General features: G+C 70.8%; 17 protein-coding genes and 1 tRNA gene. 6 read left to right on the top strand and 12 right to left on the bottom strand.

What is annotated here, in order from left to right:
• Positions 1-35: 35 nt before the first annotated feature.
• From serA to WMJ97_RS00185, 6 genes are read right to left on the bottom strand one after another with little or no spacing between them, the layout of a single operon-like run.
• Positions 36-1,226 carry a phosphoglycerate dehydrogenase gene (serA, locus tag WMJ97_RS00210; protein ID WP_347346937.1) on the bottom strand — a complete coding sequence of 397 codons (1,191 nt, stop codon included), beginning with the start codon at positions 1,224-1,226 and terminating at the stop codon, positions 36-38.
• 11 nt (positions 1,227-1,237) lie between these two features.
• Positions 1,238-2,077 (bottom strand): ABC transporter ATP-binding protein, encoded by an 840-nt coding sequence (locus WMJ97_RS00205; protein WP_347346936.1) that lies wholly within the window; start codon positions 2,075-2,077, stop codon positions 1,238-1,240.
• Positions 2,074-2,907 carry an ABC transporter ATP-binding protein gene (locus WMJ97_RS00200; protein ID WP_347346935.1) on the bottom strand — a complete coding sequence of 278 codons (834 nt, stop codon included), beginning with the start codon at positions 2,905-2,907 and terminating at the stop codon, positions 2,074-2,076. Before WMJ97_RS00200 ends, WMJ97_RS00205 begins: the two co-directional genes overlap by 4 nt.
• On the bottom strand, positions 2,904-3,716 hold the full coding sequence (locus WMJ97_RS00195) for an ABC transporter permease (RefSeq protein WP_347346934.1): 813 nt from the start codon (positions 3,714-3,716) through the stop codon (positions 2,904-2,906). The genes WMJ97_RS00200 and WMJ97_RS00195 overlap by 4 nt, the downstream gene beginning before the upstream one ends.
• Entirely contained in the window at positions 3,713-4,669 is a 957-nt protein-coding gene (locus WMJ97_RS00190; RefSeq protein ID WP_347346933.1) for an ABC transporter permease, read from the bottom strand. Before WMJ97_RS00190 ends, WMJ97_RS00195 begins: the two co-directional genes overlap by 4 nt.
• A gap of 4 nt (positions 4,670-4,673) precedes the next feature.
• Entirely contained in the window at positions 4,674-6,239 is a 1,566-nt protein-coding gene (locus WMJ97_RS00185; RefSeq protein WP_347346932.1) for an ABC transporter substrate-binding protein, read from the bottom strand.
• Positions 6,240-6,409: 170 nt separating this feature from the next.
• Between WMJ97_RS00185 and WMJ97_RS00180 the strand changes: the two genes are divergently transcribed.
• Positions 6,410-6,483, top strand: a tRNA-Met gene (locus WMJ97_RS00180).
• Positions 6,484-6,950: 467 nt separating this feature from the next.
• On the opposite strand, the gene WMJ97_RS00175 is transcribed toward WMJ97_RS00180, so the two are convergent.
• Entirely contained in the window at positions 6,951-7,229 is a 279-nt protein-coding gene (locus tag WMJ97_RS00175) for a hypothetical protein (protein WP_347346931.1), read from the bottom strand.
• Positions 7,230-7,235: 6 nt separating this feature from the next.
• Entirely contained in the window at positions 7,236-7,550 is a 315-nt protein-coding gene (locus tag WMJ97_RS00170; RefSeq protein WP_347346930.1) for a hypothetical protein, read from the bottom strand.
• Positions 7,551-7,746: 196 nt separating this feature from the next.
• Between WMJ97_RS00170 and WMJ97_RS00165 the strand changes: the two genes are divergently transcribed.
• The gene (locus WMJ97_RS00165) at positions 7,747-9,153 is read left to right on the top strand and encodes a pitrilysin family protein (protein ID WP_347346929.1); all 1,407 of its coding nucleotides are present in this window, start codon (positions 7,747-7,749) and stop codon (positions 9,151-9,153) included.
• Positions 9,150-10,502 (top strand): pitrilysin family protein, encoded by a 1,353-nt coding sequence (locus WMJ97_RS00160; protein ID WP_347346928.1) that lies wholly within the window; start codon positions 9,150-9,152, stop codon positions 10,500-10,502. The genes WMJ97_RS00165 and WMJ97_RS00160 overlap by 4 nt, the downstream gene beginning before the upstream one ends.
• A gap of 69 nt (positions 10,503-10,571) precedes the next feature.
• Here the strand turns inward: WMJ97_RS00160 and WMJ97_RS00155 are convergent, their stop codons facing one another.
• The 3 genes from WMJ97_RS00155 to WMJ97_RS00145 are packed head-to-tail and all read right to left on the bottom strand — an operon-like array spanning position 10,572 to position 15,073.
• Entirely contained in the window at positions 10,572-13,454 is a 2,883-nt protein-coding gene (locus WMJ97_RS00155) for a UPF0182 family protein (protein ID WP_347346927.1), read from the bottom strand.
• Between the two features lie 9 nt (positions 13,455-13,463).
• Positions 13,464-14,027, bottom strand: a complete 564-nt coding sequence (locus WMJ97_RS00150; RefSeq protein WP_347346926.1) for a PPA1309 family protein — start codon at positions 14,025-14,027, stop codon at positions 13,464-13,466.
• Positions 14,024-15,073, bottom strand: coding sequence for a PDZ domain-containing protein (locus WMJ97_RS00145; protein ID WP_347346925.1), 1,050 nt, complete (start codon positions 15,071-15,073; stop codon positions 14,024-14,026). The genes WMJ97_RS00150 and WMJ97_RS00145 overlap by 4 nt, the downstream gene beginning before the upstream one ends.
• A 109-nt stretch (positions 15,074-15,182) precedes the next feature.
• Between WMJ97_RS00145 and WMJ97_RS00140 the strand changes: the two genes are divergently transcribed.
• Positions 15,183-16,640, top strand: a complete 1,458-nt coding sequence (locus WMJ97_RS00140; protein ID WP_347346924.1) for a zinc-dependent metalloprotease — start codon at positions 15,183-15,185, stop codon at positions 16,638-16,640.
• Between the two features lie 68 nt (positions 16,641-16,708).
• Here WMJ97_RS00140 and WMJ97_RS00135 read toward each other — a convergent pair whose 3' ends face one another.
• On the bottom strand, positions 16,709-17,236 hold the full coding sequence (locus tag WMJ97_RS00135; RefSeq protein ID WP_347346923.1) for a M48 family metallopeptidase: 528 nt from the start codon (positions 17,234-17,236) through the stop codon (positions 16,709-16,711).
• A gap of 247 nt (positions 17,237-17,483) precedes the next feature.
• Here WMJ97_RS00135 and WMJ97_RS00130 point away from each other — a divergent pair, with 247 nt between their 5' ends.
• Both WMJ97_RS00130 and WMJ97_RS00125 read left to right on the top strand, forming a co-directional pair.
• Entirely contained in the window at positions 17,484-17,645 is a 162-nt protein-coding gene (locus WMJ97_RS00130) for a DUF5679 domain-containing protein (RefSeq protein WP_347346922.1), read from the top strand.
• Between the two features lie 157 nt (positions 17,646-17,802).
• Positions 17,803-18,690: a hypothetical protein gene (locus tag WMJ97_RS00125; RefSeq protein WP_347346921.1), complete on the top strand. Its 888-nt coding sequence runs from the start codon at positions 17,803-17,805 to the stop codon at positions 18,688-18,690.
• The last annotated feature ends 2 nt before the right edge of the window (positions 18,691-18,692 follow it).

Genomic DNA, 18,692 nt, shown 5'->3' with positions numbered 1-18,692 from the left:
CGACGCCGACCGCTCGGCGGGCGGCGTCCCCCGGCTCAGTGGGCGACGACGCGGATCGACTCGGGCATCGCCTCGAGGGCCGCGATGACCTCCCGCGGGGCCTCGGTGTTCACGTCCAGCACGACGTAGCCGACGTTGCCGCGCGTCGCGAGGTTCTGGCCCTCGATGTTCGCCCCGAGATCGGCCAACATCGTGTTGATCTTGGCCAGGACGCCCGGCACATTGCGGTGCAGGCTCACGATCCGCTTGTGCTCGCTGGCGCCCACCTGCACCTGCGGCATGTTCACCGACAGGCTGGTCGCGCCCGTCTTGACGTAGTCGATGAGCTTCCCCGCGACGAAGCGGCCGATGTCCTGCTGGGCCTCCTGTGTCGACCCGCCGACGTGCGGGGTGAGGATGACGTTCGGCACCCCCCGCAGGGGGCTCTCGAACGTGTCGCCGCTGGCCTTGGGCTCGTGCGGGTAGACGTCCAGGGCCGCGCCGGCGATGTGGCCCGAGTCGAGGGCGGCCCTCAGGGCGTGGTCGTCGACGACGAACCCGCGCGACAGGTTCAAGAACAGCGAGCGGGGCCGCATCTTGGCGAACTGGGCCGCGCCGAACAGGCCGCTGGACCCGGGGCGTCCGTCGACGTGGACGGTCACGGTCTCGGCGATGCCGAGCAGCTCGTCGAGCGACCCGACGCCGCGCGCGTTGCCCAGGGCCAGCTTGTCGACGATGTCGTAGTAGTACACGTGCATCCCGAACGCCTCGGCGAGCACGGAGACCTGCGAGCCGATGTTGCCGTAGCCGACGATGCCCAGCGTCCGGCCGCGCACCTCGTGGCTGCCCTTCGCGCTCTTGTTCCACAGCCCGTCGTGCATCGCGGCGTTGTGATCGGTGAGGTGGCGCGCCAGCGAGACGATCTCGGCGAGCACCAACTCGACGACGGACCGGGTGTTGCTGAACGGGGCGTTGAACACGGCCACGCCGTGGGCGGTCGCCTCGGGGAGCGCGATCTGGTTGGTGCCGATGCAGAAGGCGCCGATCGCCTTGAGCTGCGGGGCCGCGTCGAGCACGCGGGGCGTGACGAACGTGGTCGATCGGACGCCGAGCAGGTCGACCCCGTCGAGGGCGTCGATCAACTCGTCCTCGGAGAGTGCCTTGGACCGCGTTTCGACGTCGACGCCCGCCTCGCGGAGCCGCCGGACGCCGTCGGCATGGATGTTTTCGACCAGGAGCGCTTTCACGTTCCCTCAGTCTAGGACGCGCCGGCGTCCGTCCTGAATCGAGGGATGCTCGCCAGCAGCTGGCGGGTGTAGTCCTGCTGCGGATCCTCGAACAGCGCGCGCGTCGAACCGCGCTCGACCACGCGCCCGTGCTGCATGACGACCGCCGTCGTGCACAGATGCCGGACGACCCGCAGGTCGTGGCTCACGAACACGAGCGTCAGCCCCAGCCGGTCGACGAGATCGGTGAGCAGGTTCAGTACCTGCGCCCGGACGCTCACGTCGAGCGCCGAGACGGGCTCGTCCGCGATCAGCACGCGCGGATCGGGCGCGAGGGCGCGGGCGATCGCGATGCGCTGCCGCTGGCCGCCCGAGAACTCGTGCGGGTAGCGGTCGGCGTCCGCGTAATCGAGGTCGACGGCCGTCATGAGCGACTCGACGCGCTGCGCCCGGTCGACGCCCGCGAACGCGCGGGCCATCAGGGGAGATCGCAGCGGCTCGGTGATGATCTGCCGGACCGTCATGCGCGGGTCGAGGCTCGACCGAGGATCCTGAAACACCAGTTGGACGCTCGACCGCAGGAACCCCAGCTTGCGCTCGGGCAGCCCGGTGATGTCGACGCCCTCGTACCGCACGCGTCCGGACGTCGGCCGGTCCAGCGCCGCGAGAATCCGCACCAGCGTCGATTTGCCCGACCCCGACTCCCCCACGATGCCCAGCCGGTCGCCGTGCCGCACCCGCAGGTCCACGCCGTCCAGCGCCCGGACGCGGGCTTGCCCGCGCCGGTAGACGCGGGTCAGCTCGGACGCCTCGTACACCGCGGCATCGCCCTCCCGGACGCCGCCGGGGTCCGGCGTGTTCGCCTCGCTCATCGCGACCCCTCCCGCTCGAAGAAGTCGGACACCGTGGGCAGCCGGTGCCCCGGCTCGACCAGGTCGAGGCGCGCCGTCGCGACGAGCCCCCGTGTGTAGGGGTGCTGCGGACGCTCGAACAGCTGCTCGACCGTGCCCTGCTCGACGACGCGGCCGTCGAGCATCACGACGATGTCGGAGCAGAGCTGGGACACCACGGCCAGGTCGTGGCTGATGAAGAGGCACGCCGCGCCCGCGTCGGTGAGCACCCGGTCGAGGACGCCCAGCACGGTCGCCTGGACGGTGACGTCCAGCGCGGTGGTCGGCTCGTCACAGATCACGAGCCCCGGCGTGTTGATGAGGGCCATCGCCGTGACCACCCGCTGCCGCTGGCCGCCCGAGAGTTGGTGCGGGTAGCTGTCGGCGACCCGCTCGGGGTCGGGGAACCCGACGTCGGCGAGCATCGCGAGGACCCGCTCTCGGGCTTCACCCGGCGCCGCGCCCTGATGGAGGCGCAGCACCTCGGCGACCTGCCGCCCCGCCCGCATGGTCGGGTCGAGCGCTGTCATCGGCTCCTGGAAGACCATGCCCACCTCGTCGCCGCGCAGGCGCGCCATCGACCGGTCGTCGAGGCCCGTCAACTCGCGCCCGTTCAGCCGGATCGACCCGGACACCCGCGCATACTCCGGCAGAAGGTCCATCACGGCGAGCGACGTGACGGTCTTCCCCGACCCCGATTCGCCGATGAGGCCGAGCCGTTGGCCCGGCTCGATCGAGAAGCCGACCTCCCGGACGGCCGGAGGGCGGCGTCCGAAAGCGACCGTCAGGTCGCGCACCTCGAGCACGCTCACGCCACCTCCCGCAGCCTCGGGTCGAGCCGGTCGCGCAGACCGTCGCCCAGCAGATTGAACCCGAGGACGCCGAGGGCCACGGCCACGCCGGGCCACAGGGCCTGCTCGGGCTGGCGGAAGAGGAAGTCCTGCGATTCCTTCAGCATCCGCCCCCACGTGGGCGTCGGGGGCTGAGTCGCCAGGCCCAGGTAGGACAGGGCCGCCTCGGCGAGGATCGCCATCGCGAACGCCACGGACGCCTGGACCCCCAGCACCGGCGCGACGTTGGGCAGCACGTGCTGCCGCAGCGTCCGCAGCCGCGGCGTGCCACACGCCCTCGCCGCGAGCACGAAGTCGCTGGCGAGCACCTGGAGGGCGCCCGCGCGCGTCACCCGGACGAACTGCGGGACGGCCGCGATGCCGATCGCCGCCATCGCGGTCGTCGTCGAGCCGCCGAAGGCGGCCGCGAGCAGAATCGCCAGCAAGAGGGCCGGGATCGCCTGCGCGATGTCGCTGCCCCGCATCAGCACCTCCCCGGCCCATCGCGGCAGCGCGGCGGCCAGCAGACCGAGCGGGACGCCGACCACCGCGGCGATGCCCACGGAGATCACCCCGACCGTGAGGCAACTGCGCGCCCCGACGAGCAGGCGCGAGAGCACGTCGCGGCCGAACCCGTCCGTGCCGAAGACGTGCTCGGGGCTCGGGGGCAGCAACCGCTGCCCCGCCGCGACGTGGGTCGGGTCGTACGGCGTCCAGACGAACGAGATGATCGCACACGCGACCACGAGGCCGACGAGCGTGAGCCCGGCGATGAGTTCGAGGCGTTTCATGCGCTCTCCTCGCTGACGGCGAGCCGCGGGTCGAGGACCAGGTACAGCACCTCGACGAGCGCGTTGATGATCAGCACGGCGAGCACGAGCAGCATGACGATGCCCTGCACGACCATCCCGTCCTGCTGCGCGACCGCGCTCAGCAGTTGCATTCCGAGCCCCGGAAGGACGAACACCTGCTCGACCACGATGGCGCCCACCAGCACGGACGCCAACTGCAGGCCCAGCACCGTCACCAGCGAGAGCGAGGCGTTGCGCAGACCGTGGCGGAGCATCGCGGCGCCCCGCCCCCACCCGATCGCCCGGGCCGTGCTGTAGTAGTCCTCGTTGAGGACCTCGATGAACGCCGAGCGGACGTAGCGCGTCAGCACGGACGCCTGCACGAGGGCCAGCGCGACGATCGGCAGCACGAGGCTGCGGGCCCACGCCACCGGGTCGGAGCTGAACGGGACGTAGCCGTTGGCGGGCAGCCAGTGCAGCTTCACCGAGAAGACGACGGCGAGCAGGATGCCGGCCAGGAATGCCGGCACGGCCATGCCGGCCTGCGACAACACCGAGACGAGGACGCCGGGCCAGCGGCGGCGGTAGAGCGCCGCGATCATGCCGAGCGGGAGGGCCACCAGCACGGTCAGCAGCATCGACCCGCCCACCAGCCAGCCGGTCACGACCAGCCGCGGCGCGATGAGTGCCGTCACCGGGACCCGGCTGAAGTAGGACGTCCCGAAGTCGCCGTGCAGCATCCCCCCGACCCACTCGACGTAGCGGTCCGGAAGAGGCCGGTCCAGGCCGAGCTGGGCGCGGAGGGCGTCCACCTCGGCCTGACTGGCATCGTTGCCCAGCATGATGCGCGCGACGTCGCCCGGCAGGAACTGGACGACCAGGAAGATGACGACCGAGGCGACCAGCAGGCTCAGGACGAACATCCCGACGCGCAACGCGATCTTGCGCGCCATGGGCTCAGCCGGCGGCGATCGTCGTCACGTCGAACGACAGGGACGCGGCGTTCTCCCCCACCCCCGTGATGTTCGGCTTGGTGATCACCAGGTTCGGCAGGTCGAACAGCCACACGCTCGCGGCGTCCTCGGCGAGGAACCGCGCCGCCTTCTTCATGTCGGCCGCGTACTCGTCCGGCGGTGCCTGATCGGCCGCCGTGTACAGCTGGGTGAACTCGGGGTTGTTGTAGCGCCAGTAGTAGTTCGGGTTGGCGTACGTGGACAGGTCGCGAGCCTCGACGTGGGCGACGATCGACATGTCGTAGTCGGCCTTCGTGTAGACCACGTCGGTCCACCGGTTCGGGAACTGCAGTTCCTCGATCTGCGCGGTGATGCCGACCTCCTTCAGCTGGCTCGCGATCACCTGGGCCGACTTCGTCGCGTACGGCAGAGCGGCCGGCTTGAGGCGCAAGGTCAGCCCGTTCGGGTAGCCGGCCTGCGCGAGCAGTTGCTTGGCGTGGTCGGGGTTGTAGGCGTTGATGCCCGTCAGATCCTCGTAGTAGGGGTCGGTCGGCACGACCATCGAGCCGATGACCTGCCCCTTGCCGTTCCACACCGTGTCGACGAGGGCCCGCTTGTCGATCGCCTGAGCGATCGCCTGCCGGACGCGCACGTCCTTCAGGGGCGCGCTCGCGTTGTTCAGCCCCAAGACGACCTCGCCGTTCGTCGTGCCTTCGATCGTCTTGAACCGCGACGGATCGGCGAACTGGCTGATCGTGTCGGGCGCCTGCAGGTTGCTGATGATGTCGAGCTGGCCCGCGAGCATCGCCGCGTTCATCGCGTTGGGGTCCGTGTAGTAGCGGAAGGTGACCTCGTCGAAGCGCCCCGGCGTGCCCCAGTAGGCCGCGTTGCGCTCCAGCACGACGCTGTCGCCCTTGTTCCACTGCTTCAGCTTGTAGGGGCCCGACCCCGCCGTCGTGGTGCCGAGCGCCGAGAATTGCGCGGGGTCGGCGATCATGCCGCCCGTCGAGCTCATGTCGTACAGCCAGGTGTTGGACGGCCTCGTCAGCGTGACTTTGACCGTGTGAGCGTTGGTCGCCTCGGCCGACCGGACGATGCTCATCTGCTTCACGAGCTTCGCCGCCACCGTGGTGTCGGACGCCGACGCCACGCTCGGGGTCTTGACGCGCTCGATGTTCTTGACGACGGCTTCGGCGTTCACCGGGGCGCCGCCCGCGAATCGCGCCGCCGGGTTCAGGTCGAACGTGTAGACGGTGCGGTCGTCGCTGACGCTCCACCGTTGGGCGAGCAGCGGTTGGAGATCGCCGTTGGAGTCGGTCTTCACGAGGGTCTCGTACACGTTGTAGAGCATCACCTGCGACCCGGCCGCGGCGGCGACCGCCATCGGATCCATCGACGGCGGCTCCGCCGTCGCCCCGATGGTCAAGGCATGGGACGCCGGCTGATTTTGCCCGGCTGTCTGCTGCTGCCCGCCCGTGCAGCCGCTGAGGGCCACGGTCAGGGCGAGCAACCCGACGAGCCAGGAAGCCCACGCACGGTGGGTTCCTCGAGAACCAGACTGCGGGCCCATGGAGGCCTCCTTCTTGTTCGGCACCACCCCTGGCGCGCCCACCGCTGTGGAGGGGGCGCCTCGTGCGGTGTGGAGTCTACCGGAGCCACCCAGTCAGCGCGGGAACGAGGTGGCACGCTCAGGTCTCGATTTGGTGTTCGGCGACTCGTCGCGTAATGTATTTCAAGCGCCGCGGGGTGGAGCAGCTCGGTAGCTCGCTGGGCTCATAACCCAGAGGTCATAGGTTCAAATCCTATCCCCGCTACGAATGATGGAGGAGCGTTCCCGGATTCGTCCGGGGGCGTTCCTCTTTCGCATTCGACGAGACGATCGGTCGGTTACCCGCGAGGGGGACAACATCCCCCCCTCCCTCGCGATAGACTGTCCTTGCCTGGGTGGGGGACCTTCTAAACAGTCAGGGACTAAATTGACACGGCTTTATGCGCGTGGGGGAACTAAGCATGGGGCGCGCTTCGCGTCCGCTGGCGTTCTCGCCGCGCTCGGCATCTTCGCTTCCTCCGCGATCGGGGTCGGCCCGCTCGCGACGCTGGAGGCTGTCGCCGCGCCCACGTCCAGCGCTACCGCGCAGCCCACCGGCTCTGCCCCCGCCGCCACGCCTGAACGGCCGCGCGAGCGGGGTCCTCGCGTCGATCCCACCGAAACGCCACGGTCCGAGCCGACGCGCACGCGTACCCGCACGCCTCGTCAGACCGACCCGTCGCCGTCCCAGCGTCAGGCGGACCCGACGCCGCGCATCGCACAGCCGTCGCAGCCCGCCGAGCCGGCCCCGACGACCTCCGAGCCGTCTTCGACCAGCAGCGCGCCGCCCTCGGCGCGGCGCTCGCGCATCCGGATCGCGCCGCCGCCCGTCATCGTGTCGCCGCCTGCTACCTCCGAGGTGCCCACGCCGACCCAGCCGCAACCCCAGCCGAGCCCGTCGGCAGGCGTCCCGGCGCCGAGCAGCGCCATCGTCGTGCCGCCCGTGCCGAGTCCGCCCGCGCAGACCAGCAACCCGCCTCAGACGTCGAGCGCGCTGCCCGTCGTCCCGACCACGACCACCACGACGTCGACCGCACTGCCGCCCGGCACCCAGCTCCCGCCTGGCACTGTGTTGCCCCCGGGCACCGTCCTGCCTCCGGGCACCACGGTGACGCCCGGCGTGCCGCTGCCCTCCAGCGTGACGCTGCCGCCCGGCGTGACCGTGCCCCCGGGCACCACGTTGCCGGCCGGCACCCGCCTCCCGGCGGGGTCCACGGTCGGAACGGCCACGTCGTCCCGCAGCGCGACGGCGAAGGCGTCCCCCGAGCCGACGTCTGCGTGGTATCCGCGCAACCGTCAGCTCCACCAGGCCGACTCGTCGGTGCCGGCGACCATCGCGTCGTCGCCCTACACGCCGATGGTCGGCGGCGGGGCGCTCATCGCGGGGCTCATCCTGACGCTGTTGCCGCCCGGGCTGCGCGGTCGCGTTCTCTAAGGGCGCACTCCTCGCGCCTCGCCGGGTGAGCCCCAGTGTGGTTCGATGTGAGGCGTGACTGTCGACCGCAACCTGGGTTACCCGCTCCACGAACACGTTCTCCGCAACGGGTTACGGGTGATCGTCAGTCCTGACAGATCGGCCCCCGTCGTGGCCGTCAACCTGTGGTACCACGTCGGCTCCAAAGACGAGCGGCCGGGGCAGACCGGCGTCGCCCACCTCTTCGAGCATCTGATGTTCCAGGGGTCGGCGAACGTGGCCAGCGGCGAGCACTTGGGCGTCCTGCAGGCGAACGGGGCCTCGGTCAACGCGACGACCTGGTTCGATCGCACGAACTACTTCGAGGCGGTCCCCACGGGCGCGCTCGATCTCGCGCTGTGGCTCGAGGCAGATCGCATGGCCACGACGACCCCGATCTCGCAGGAGAACCTCGACACCCAGCGCAGCGTCGTGAAAGAGGAAAAGCGGCAGCGCTACGACAACGTGCCCTACGGCGACGTCATCGAGCATCTGCTGCGGCTGACCTTCCCCGAGGACCACCCGTACGGGCACCCCACGATCGGCTCCATGGCCGACCTGGACGCCTTCACCACCGAGAGCGCGGCCGAGTTCTTCGACCGGTTCTACGTCCCCGGGAACTGCGTCCTGACCCTCGTCGGCGACATCGAGCCGCGCGACGGGTTCTCCCGCGCCAAGCACTTCTTCGGCGGCATCGAGGGCCGGGATCTCCCCGTGCGGGCCCCTGTCGCGCCCCTGCCGCCACTCGAGGGCATTCCCCGGGCCGTCGCGGTGGCGCCGGTCCCGGCGTCCGCGGTGTATCTGAGCTGGCGGCTCCCTCCGCACGGCACGCGGGAGTTCGACGCGTGTGAGATCGCCCTGGACATCTTGGGCGGCAGCGAGGCGGCGCGGCTCTACCGGCGCCTGGTGCACGACGACGAGATCGCCGAGAACGCGGGAGCCGCCGCGATGGGCCTGGTCGAGGGCACGTCGTTCGGCTTCGCGTTCGCGCGAGCCATCAAGGGCACCTCGCTGGCCCTCCTCGAGGACGCCCTGATCGAGCAGATCCGGCGGCTGGCCGACGAGGGGCCGACCGACGTCGAGCTGGCACGGGTGAAGATCCAGTTCGAGCGGCAATGGCTCGAACAGCTCGCGCGTTTCGACTCCCGCGCCGACCTGTTCGGCGCCTACGCGACGCTGCACGGCGACCCGGGCCTCGTGAACACGCGGATCGCCGAGATCGCGTCCGTCACCGGGGAGGAGGTGCGGGCGGCGGCGGCTACCTATCTGCGCCCGGAGAACCGCGGCGTCCTGCGGTACGAGCGGGGGCCGCTCGGCGGCTACGCTGCGGCGTCCGACGACGAGGGCGGCACGAGCCGGACACCCGACACCACCCGGCCGGCGGATTCGACCGAGACGGACGCCACCCAGACGGACGCAACCGAGAAAGGGGCCCAGGCATGAGCACGCTCGCGAAACGTCCCAAGGTGCGCAAGCCTCGCGCCTGGGCGTTCCCCCAGCCGGACGAGTTCGCCCTCGCCAACGGCCTGCAGGTCATGCTCTTCCACCGGCCCGGGCAGCACGTCGTCTCGGCCGGCCTGTCGCTCGACCTGCCGCTCGCCGCCGAGCCGGACGCCCTCGAGGGCGTCGCGACCCTGATGGCCCGCACCCTGGACGCCGGGACGTCCGCCCACCCCGGCACCGCGTTCCAGGACGCCGTCGAGGACTGCGGGGCCGCCTTCGAGGCCAGCGTGGGGTACTCCAGCACGCACGTGTACGTCGACGTGCCGCGCTCGCACCTGGGGGCGGCGATCGCCCTCATGGCCGACGCGGTCGCGTCGCCGACGCTCGCCGACGCCGACGTCGACCGCGAGCGCGCGCTGCATCTCGCCGAGATCTCCCAGCACTTGGCGAACTCGCCCCAACGGGCCGCGCACGTCTTCCGGAGGGCGATCCTGCAGCGCCGCTACCGCGCCTCGCGGCTGCGGGGCGGGGAGGCGGCCACGGTCGAGAAGGTGACCGGGGCGGACGTCCGCGCGTTCCACGCGAGCTACGTCGGCCCCGTCGGGGCGACCCTGGTCGTCGTCGGGGACCTGGACGACGCCGTCCCGGGCCTGGTCGAGGACGCCTTCGGCTCCTGGTCCAACCCGGGCCAACAGTTCGCCGAGCACGAATACCCGCAACCGCGACAGCGGCATCTCTACCTGGTCGATCGGCCGGGATCGGTGCAGGCGGACGTCCGGCTCGGGCACTTCACCATCGACCGGGCCGACCCGGGCTGGGCCGACTTCCAGATCGCCGTGCACGCGCTGGGCGGGGCGTTCCTCAGCCGGCTCAACCGGGTCCTGCGCGAGGAGAAGGGCTTCACGTACGGCGTCCGGCTGGTGAACGCGCCCCTACGAGACGGCGGGTTCACGTACGTGCAGGGGTCGTTCCGGACGGAGGTCGTCGCCGAAGCCGTGTCGCTGCTCCCCGGGCTGCTGGACGTCCGGAGCGCGCCGTTCACCGCCGACGAGGTCGAGCAGGCGCGGCAGTACCTCGTGGGCGTCCAGCCGCTGCAGTACGCCACCGCCGCCGGCGTCTGCAACGCGATGATGACCCTGCTGTCGGCCGGGCTGGGCCCCGCCTACGTGGACGCCCTCCGCGCCGGCTTCCAACGCGTGACGCCGGAGTCGGCGACCGACGTCGCCTCCGTGCTGCTGCCCCCCGAACGCATGACGCTCGTCGTGGTCGGGGACGCCGCGTCGCTCGCCGGGCCGCTCGCCGAAGCCGGGTGGGACGTCCGCGTGCTCGACGAGGGCGAATGGATCTGACCCGCCCCCCGTCGCGGGGCTGACCCGCGGTGACCGGCCGGATGCCTCCGGCCGGTCACCGCGTCCGGGTCAGCGGCCGGAGGCGCGGATCGCGTCCTGAACTGCCTGACGGGCCTCGTTCGTGCGCGCCTGGTAGGCCGCGAGGTCACCGCCCCGCAGGGCCTGGTCGGCGGCCGCGAAGGCCGTCCGCGCCCGGTCGAGGTACCGGTTGACGGCCGCCTGATCGGCCTGGCCCGACGGGCTGGGCGTGGCGCCCGGCTGGGTCGTGCCGGGCTGGGTGGTGCCCGGGGTCGTCGTGGACGACCCGTCCGGGTTCTCCCGCGTGTCGGCGCCCGCGTCGCCCTGGAACACCTGGTCGAGCGCCGCCTGCAGCGTGGCACCGATGCCGACGTGCTGCCCGAACCGGACCACGACGAACGTCAGCGCCGGGTACGAGCCCGCGCTCGCCGTGCGGACGGTGTAGAGCGGCTGCACGTACAGCAGGCCGCCGCCCACCGGCAGGGTCAGCAGGTTGCCGTACCGGACGTCGGCCGAACCCTGGTTGGTGTAGTCACGCAGCAGGTTGGCGACCTTCGGGTCGGTGGTCATGGCGTTGAACGTCTGCCCCGGACCGTCGATCTGGTGCGTGTCGGACATGCGCAGCACCCGCAGCTTGCCGAAGTCGGGGCTGGTCGCCTCGGCGTTCACCGACAGGTAGCTGGCGAGGTTCTGGCGGTTCTTGGGCACGAACACGCTCGTCTGGCTGAACTGCGGCGACTGGTCGCCCGGCCACTTGATCGACAGGAAGTACGGGGGCTCCTTGGTCTGGTTGTTCCGCGGGTCCACCGGGACGTCCCACAGGTCCGACTGCTGGTACCAGGCGTCGCTGTTCGTCATGTGGTACCGGCCGAGGATCTGCCGCTGCACCTTGAACAGGTCCTCCGGGTAGCGCAGGTGCGCCATGAGGTCGGGCGAGATGTCCGACCGCGGCAGGACCGTGCCCGGGAAGACCTTGGAGTACGTCGCGAGCACCGGGTCGTGCTCGTCCCACGCGTAGAGGCGCACCGAGCCGTCGTAGGCGTCCACGACGGCCTTCACCGAGTTGCGGATGTAGTTGATGTCCTGGTCCGCCTGCGCGCCCAGCACGCGGGTCTGCGTGTCGGACGTGGCCTCGGCGAGGGAGACCTTCTGGCTGTTCGGGTAGGTGTTGGACGTCGTGTAGGCGTCGACGATCCACACCAGGCGGCCGTCGACGATGGCCGGGTAAGTGTTCTTGTCGATCGTCAGCCAGGGGGCGACCTTCTCGACGCGCTCGGCAGGCGTCCGGTCGTACAGGATGCGCGAGTTCTCGTTCACGCGGTCGGACAGCATGATGTTGATGTCGGAGAAGCGCATGGCGAACAGGGCCCGCATCGCGAAGTTGCCGACGCCGACGCCGCCCGCGCCCGTGTACACGTTGTAGCGCTCTCCCCCGCCCTGGCCGCCGCCGGGGGTGTCGAGCTCGATCGGGGCGTCGCCAGGCATGCGGCCGACGATCGCGAACGAATCGGACTGCTCGCCGAAGTAGATGCGCGACTCCGTCTCCTCGATCTTGCCGACCGGCGGGATGTCGCGGGTGATCCACACCGGCTCGCCGTTCGGCTGCCGCCGGTTGCCGTAGGCGGACACGAAGCCGTGGCCGTGGGTGTAGACGGTGTGGATGTTGTTCCAGTTGCGGTCGGGGATGCCGGCCTGGTTGAGCTCGCGGGCCGCCACGACCACGTCGGTTTCGCGGCCGTCGATCGTGTAGCGGTCGACATCGAGCGACTCCGGGAACGAGTAGTAGCCGCGCACCTGCTGAAGCTGCTCGAACGTCGGCGCGATGACGTCGGGATCCATGAGGCGGATCGCGGGGAGCGCCTCGGCGTCAGCCCGCAACTGGCCCGAGACCACGTTGGTGGCCGCCGAGTAGTCCTGGATCTCGACGCCGTTGATGGCGTAGGCGTCCCTCGTGGCGCCGATGTGGGCGGTGATGTAGGGACGCTCGCGGTCGGGCTCGTTCGGCCGCACGGTGAACGTCTGGACGATCGCCGGGTAGATGAGCGCGAGGATCAGCCCCGACACCAGCATCAGGACGACGCCCACCAACGGCAGCATCGGGTTGTTCAGGACGGCGTTCGCGAAGAACAGGGCCGCGACCAGGAACGCGATCACGGCGATGATCAGCTTGGCCGTCATCGTGGCGTGGTCGTCGGTGAACTGCAGGCCGTCGAACAGGGTGCCCCGGTCGACCATGAGCCCGTAGCGGTCGAGCAGGCTCTCCAGCCCGTAGACGATCGTGGCCAGCCCGGCCACGATGGACAGGTGCCGCGCCACGGGGGCCGGGGCCGTGCTGCGCGCCCGGGGGCGTCCGGTGACGATGTTGCCCACCGCGAAGTGAATCGCCGCTGCCGCGATGAGGCCGAAGATCAGGGCGCTCATCAGCAGGGACGCGATCATCCGCCAGATCGGATACTCGAACATGAAGAACGAGGTGTCGAGGCCGAACCGGGTGTCGAGAACGCCGGACGGCGTCCGGTTGATCCAGGCGAGGACGGGCAGCACCTGCGTCGCCGTGGACAGGCCGGCCATGGCGCCGAACACGATCGACGGCAACAGCAGCGCCGTCTTGACGTTCGCCTCGAGCAGGTCGCGATAGCGGTCGAGGATCGCGCTGGCCCCGCGCCGCCGGTTCGGCGTCCGCATGCGGAAGGCCAGGGCCATGTTCAAGAACACGGACCCGCCCACGATGAGCGCCCCCACCAAGAACAGGGCCACCTGAGTGAGGAGCTGGGTCGTGAAGACGCCGGTGAACCCGACGGAGTCGAACCAGAGTTTCTCGGTGTAGAGATTCGCGGCCAGGGCGAACACCAAGCCGAGGACGATCAGGATGCCGATGGTCAGCACCACCGGGCTGCGCCGGCCGGTGACTCGGGGTGGATGGACGGAGGACACGGAGGGCTCCTACTGCTCGAGGGGGGACAGGGTGCGGGCGAGTGCTCGGACCAGCCCGGGGGCCAGCTCCGTTCCGCCGAGAAGCTCGTCCGGATGTTCCTTCAACCGGGCGAGCCCGTGGGCAGCTCCCGCGCGCGTCACGCCGACGACCACGCGGATGTCCTGCCGCTGGGGATGATGGGCGACGAAGTCGGCGGCCTCGCCGGGATCGTCGGGGATGTCCTGCTCCACGGCCGGCGGCACGAACAGGCGCTCGACCGCGAGCGCGCACCCCTCCACGGCCGGGGGCCACGCGATGCGGGCCAGGTCGTCGACGAGGTCGTCGCCGGAGCGGAACTCGTCCTGCTCCACGGCGGTGAGCGCGTCGTCGTTCAGCTCGGACGCCGGCGCCAGTTGGGCGGCGATGCTCGGCTCGGCGTCCAGCAGGGCCCGCGTGGAGACCAGGGCGAACAGCCGCGCAGGCTGATCCCAGCCGGCATGACCCACGTGCCGCTCGATGTCGAGCACGGCCGACACCAGGGGGTCACCCCCGGCCCGGTCCTCCCGTGGCTCGCGTTTGGTCGGTTCACTCATGAGCACCCCTTCACTTCGGCCTGATGCGCCGGGTCCTGCAGATCGCCCAGCGCGTCGATCGCCTGCCCGAGCCCCGACACCTTGACCAGGCGGATGTTGCGCGGCTTGGCCGACACGTCGGCGCAGTTGGATTCCGGAACGAGAAAAACAGACGCCCCATCGCGTTCCGCCGCGGAGATCTTCGCATCGATGGCTCCGACCGACGTGATCTTGCCCGTGCCGTCGATCATGCCCGACCCGGCCACGCGAAGGCCCGTGACGAGGTTCTTCGGCGAGAGCTTGTCGTAGACCGCGAGCGCGAACATCAGGCCACCCGACGGGCCGCCGATGCTCTGGTCGACGTTGAACTCCACCACGGCCGAATGGCGGTACCCCGACCCCATCGTGATGCCCACCACCGGACGCCCCGGGTTCGTGTTCGACCCGCTGGTCACCACGTCGACCTCGGTCGTCTTCTGGTGACGATCGATCGTGAACTTGACCTCGTCGCCGACGCGATGACCCTCGATGAGGGACGCCACGTCTTCGGGCGTCGTGACGTTCTTGCCGTCCACCTTGACGAGGAGGTCGCCCGCCTGAATCTTGCCGTTGGCCGGGCCCGCCGTCGCCACGGACTCGACGATCGGCACCCGTTGGATCGGCAGCCCCGCGGCCTGAATGGCGGCGGCCACCGCCTCGCTCTGCGACATGTCCATCTGTTCGGTCTCGCGCTGCTGCACCTCGCCGATCGACGAACCGGGCGGGTACACGATCTCGCGCGGCAGCACCTCCCGATCGGGCATCCAGTAGGCATACAGGGCCTCGGGGAGGCTCAGCTCGGCGTCCGCCCGCGTCACGGCGACGGTCGTCATCATCAGGTCGCCCGACGTGGGGTAGGTGCGGACGCCGCTGATCGCTACGAGCGGACGCCCGTTGCTCGCGCCCAGCAGGTTCGTCGTCGAACCGGGGGCCCAGACGACGTAATTGACCGGAACCATCGCGATCACGGCGGCGCAGACGACGAACAGGATCGCGGACACCACAGCGGTCCACGTCTGCTTCGTCATCGCCCACCTTTCGCCGCGCCGCCCCCACACGGCGGCCCCATGATGCCCCCGACAGTACCAAGCGTCGCGAGGGCCCCCTGCGCGGCACTTCGCCGATGAGAGAGAATGGATGCCGACCCACGGAAGGGAGCACACCGATATGGCGTCCGATCGCGACAGGTTCGACGACGCGCAGCGTCCTGGCGACGACGAGAACCCGCTCGCGGAGTTCATGAGGCAGTTCGGCATTCAACCCGGGCCCGACGGCAAGTTCGACCTGAACCAGCTCATGGGCAGTCTCCAACAGGCGATGAACCAGTTCACCGCCCACATGAACTCCTTCGGCGACGGCTCGTCCGGCGGCCTCAACTGGGACTTCACCAAAGACATCGCCCGCAAGGTCACGGCGGCCGCGGGGGCCGACCCCTCGCCGACCGCGGCCGACCGCCAGGCGATCAGCGACGCGGTGGGCCTCGCCGACCTGTGGCTCGACCGCTCCACCGCGTTCGAGCAGGTCGCGGCGCAACCCGCCGCGTGGAGCCGTGCGGAGTGGATCGAGAACACCTTCACCGTCTGGCGCGACCTCGTGAGCCCCGTCGCCTCCTCGCTCGCCGGCTCGATCGGCGGTCTGATGCGCGCCCAGAGCGAAGAGATGGCCGGCATGCAGCCCCTGATGGAGCCGATGATGCGGGCGGCGTCCGCGGGCATGCTGTCGGCGCAGACCGGCCAGGCGCTCGGCAACCTGGCCGCCGAGGTGGTCAGCGTGTCCGACATCTCGGTCCCGTTGACCGCGAAACCCGTGGTCGCGCTGCTCCCGGCCAACGTCGCCAAGTTCGCCGACGGGCTGGAGCAGAGCGAGTCCGACGTCCGGCTGTACCTCGCGCTGCGCGAGGCGGCGCGGCAGCGACTGTTCGCGTCCGTCGGCTGGCTCGGGCCGCAACTGCTCGCCCTCGTCGAGCATTACGCGCGCGGCATCACCATCGACGCCCACGCGATCGAGGAGGCGATGGAGAGCCAACTCTCCGGCGAGCTCACCCCCGATGCGATCGAGCAGATCGGCGAATCCGTCGCCGGCAAGCTGTTCCAGCCGGTCCGGACGCCGGAGCAGGAGGAGATCCTGCAGCGCCTCGAGACGCTCGTGGCGCTCGTCGAGGGCTGGGTGGACGACGTCGTCTCCGACACGACGTCGGCCTACATGCCCCAGGCCGCGGCACTCCTGGAGACGCTGCGGCGCCGCCGGGCGATCGGCGGCCCGATGGAGAACGCCCTGAAGCTGCTGCTCAACCTCGAGTTGCGGCCCCGGCGCGTCCGTGATGCCGCGAATCTGTGGGCCGCCGTGCGCGCCTCGAAGGGCTTCGAGGCCCGCGACGCCGTGTGGGCCCATCCGGATCTCGTGCCGACGGCGTCCGACTTGGACGATCCGCTCGGGTTCGCCGAGCGCGGCGGTCGCCCGCTCGCGGCGCCCGACACACCCGACGACATGGACGCCGAGCTGCGCAAGCTGCTCGACGAGGCGTCCGATGGCGCGGACGGCGAAGGCGACGGGCCGGCGGATGGCCCGGGCGAGGATCGTCCCCCTCAGGCGTGACGCCAGGTCGCATCGATCGCCCCGCGCCCCAGGCGCGGGGCGATCGTGTGTGCGGAACGACCCCCTGCTCAGCGGGCGCCGTGGGCGCGTGAGAACTCGAGGCCGTCCAGGAATCCGCGCGCGCGATCGAAGTCGGGGTAGGCGCGCACGAGTTCCCAGAAGCGTGCGGTGTGGTTGCGCTCCACGAGGTGCGTCACCTCGTGGAGCAGCACGTGGTCCACCACGTAGTCGGGGGCCTGACGCAGCCGATCGGTGATGCGGATCTCGCCGCTGCCGATCGTGCACGAGCCCCAGCGCGTGCTCTGGTTGTCGACCCAGCGGACGCCCAACGGCGGCGGTTCCGCGCCGACGACGGGCGTCAGGTAGCGGTGGAAGAGTGCACGGGCGCGGTCGGTGAGGGCGGCGTCCCCGCGCGGCGCGATCTGGCTCGCCTCCTTCGCGAGGAGCTTGCCGACCAGCGGCGGCACCAGACGATCGCGGTCGGCCCGGCTCATGTGGGCCGGCACGACGACCACGAGGCGACCGTCTTCGCGGAAGGCGGTCATCGTCCGGGTGCGTCGCGCGCTCGACCTGACCTCGTAGCTGGGGACCGCCATGGCGAGAACCCTAAACCACGACATGGTCGAGGGTTTGACCGCTCGAGTTCGGGACAGTATTTTCTCTACCCGAGGCCCCCGCCGGGGTCGACCCGCCTGCAGGGGAAGGCAAGCGGATGCGACACGGCGGGGGCCTCGGCCGTCAGACGAGGCAATTTGCGGGTCTTGTGCGTAGAGTCGTGCCCGCAAGCGCGTCGTGCGACACTGCGTCGCCACGAGGCATGGAGACTCCAAAAGGAGGAATGACGTGGCCGAAGAGACCTACAGCGGTTCTTTCTACTGCGTGAAGTGCAAGGACCACCGCGAGGCCACTGGCGACGTGTCCGTGAACGAGAAGGGCACCCGCATCGCCAAGGCCAAGTGCCCCAAGTGCGGCACGAACCTCACCCGCTTCCTTCCGAAGAAGTAGCGCGGCTTGCTGAACGGGCGCCCTGCGGGGCGCCCGTTCAGCGCGTCCGGGGGTCGACAGATCGCGACCCGATCCCCCGGGAGCGAGTGTTGTCCCGATGTTGGCGGACGCCGCCCGCCCCTTGGCTGGGCCGCGCCCGTACCAGCAACCTGGCCGCATGACCGCGATCGCCACACCCGTGGAGAGCCTCCGGCTCTCCCCCACGACCGTTGCCTGGCGTGAGCCCGGCCTGCTCCAGGTCGGCCTCGGCGAGGGCTCGTTCTGCCTCGCCGACGCTCCGCCCGAGGCGCCCGCGATCATCGCGGCCCTCACGCGGGGCCGCTCCCCCGGCGAGGTGCGCGATCTGTTTCCGCTCGTGGACGCCACGATCCTGCAGCGGCTGGTAGAGGTCGTCGAGTCCCGCGGCTGCCTCACCGCGGACCCATTGCCGGCCGAGGTCGGCCTGATCGGGTCCGGGCGCCTCGCCCAGGCGATCGTCCGGCTGCTGGCGCCCGAGGCGTCCGTGTGGGTGGCGGATACCTCGCCGCGCGGCGCCCGGAGTGCACTGCCGGCCCGGCGCGAGCGCTGGCGGGCGCACGCGGGGGGCGCGCCGCTTCGCTTCGCCGACCACTGGCACGCGGCCCTCGCGCTGCCGGCCGACGTGGTGATTGTGTGCCCCGACACGATCGAGGCCGACCGGCTGCAGACCGACCAGCTCACCAGGCAGGGGCGCGCCCACCTCGTGGTCACGGCGCAGGCCGAGCGGGCGATCGTCGGGCCGTTCGTGGTGCCAGGGTCGACGGCGTGCATCCAGTGTCGTGACCTCGCCCGTCCCGATCGCCGCGAATGGGGCCGCTTCGCGGCCAGGCTGGCCCACACGAGGTCGCCGGCCTCCCCGCTGCTGCGGCAATGGGCGGCCGCCGTGGCGGTCGCGCAGGTGCGCGCGTTCTTGGGCGGAGGCGTCCCCGACACGGCGGGCGGCACGCTCGAACTGACAGCGGGCGGGGTGCTGGAGTCGGGGCGGTGGGGCATCCACGAAGGGTGCCCGTGCGCGGGCGATTGGTGACG

Origin of the sequence: Nigerium sp. (genome assembly GCF_039811905.1) — a bacterium.
Classification (GTDB): domain Bacteria; phylum Actinomycetota; class Actinomycetes; order Propionibacteriales; family Propionibacteriaceae; genus Propioniciclava.
The sequence above is the reverse complement of the archived record's forward strand: the minus strand, read 5'-3'. Positions and strand labels throughout refer to the sequence as shown.

Coding starts and splice junctions, on each gene's coding strand:
- WMJ97_RS00140 (WP_347346924.1), top strand. CDS start 15,183: ATGCCGACCCACGGAAGGGAGCACACCGATATGGCGTCCGATCGCGAC.
- WMJ97_RS00190 (WP_347346933.1), bottom strand. CDS start 4,669: ATGGCGCGCAAGATCGCGTTGCGCGTCGGGATGTTCGTCCTGAGCCTG.
- WMJ97_RS00205 (WP_347346936.1), bottom strand. CDS start 2,077: ATGAGCGAGGCGAACACGCCGGACCCCGGCGGCGTCCGGGAGGGCGAT.
- WMJ97_RS00135 (WP_347346923.1), bottom strand. CDS start 17,236: ATGGCGGTCCCCAGCTACGAGGTCAGGTCGAGCGCGCGACGCACCCGG.
- WMJ97_RS00185 (WP_347346932.1), bottom strand. CDS start 6,239: ATGGGCCCGCAGTCTGGTTCTCGAGGAACCCACCGTGCGTGGGCTTCC.
- WMJ97_RS00145 (WP_347346925.1), bottom strand. CDS start 15,073: ATGACGAAGCAGACGTGGACCGCTGTGGTGTCCGCGATCCTGTTCGTC.
- WMJ97_RS00150 (WP_347346926.1), bottom strand. CDS start 14,027: ATGAGTGAACCGACCAAACGCGAGCCACGGGAGGACCGGGCCGGGGGT.
- WMJ97_RS00195 (WP_347346934.1), bottom strand. CDS start 3,716: ATGAAACGCCTCGAACTCATCGCCGGGCTCACGCTCGTCGGCCTCGTG.
- WMJ97_RS00160 (WP_347346928.1), top strand. CDS start 9,150: ATGAGCACGCTCGCGAAACGTCCCAAGGTGCGCAAGCCTCGCGCCTGG.
- WMJ97_RS00125 (WP_347346921.1), top strand. CDS start 17,803: ATGACCGCGATCGCCACACCCGTGGAGAGCCTCCGGCTCTCCCCCACG.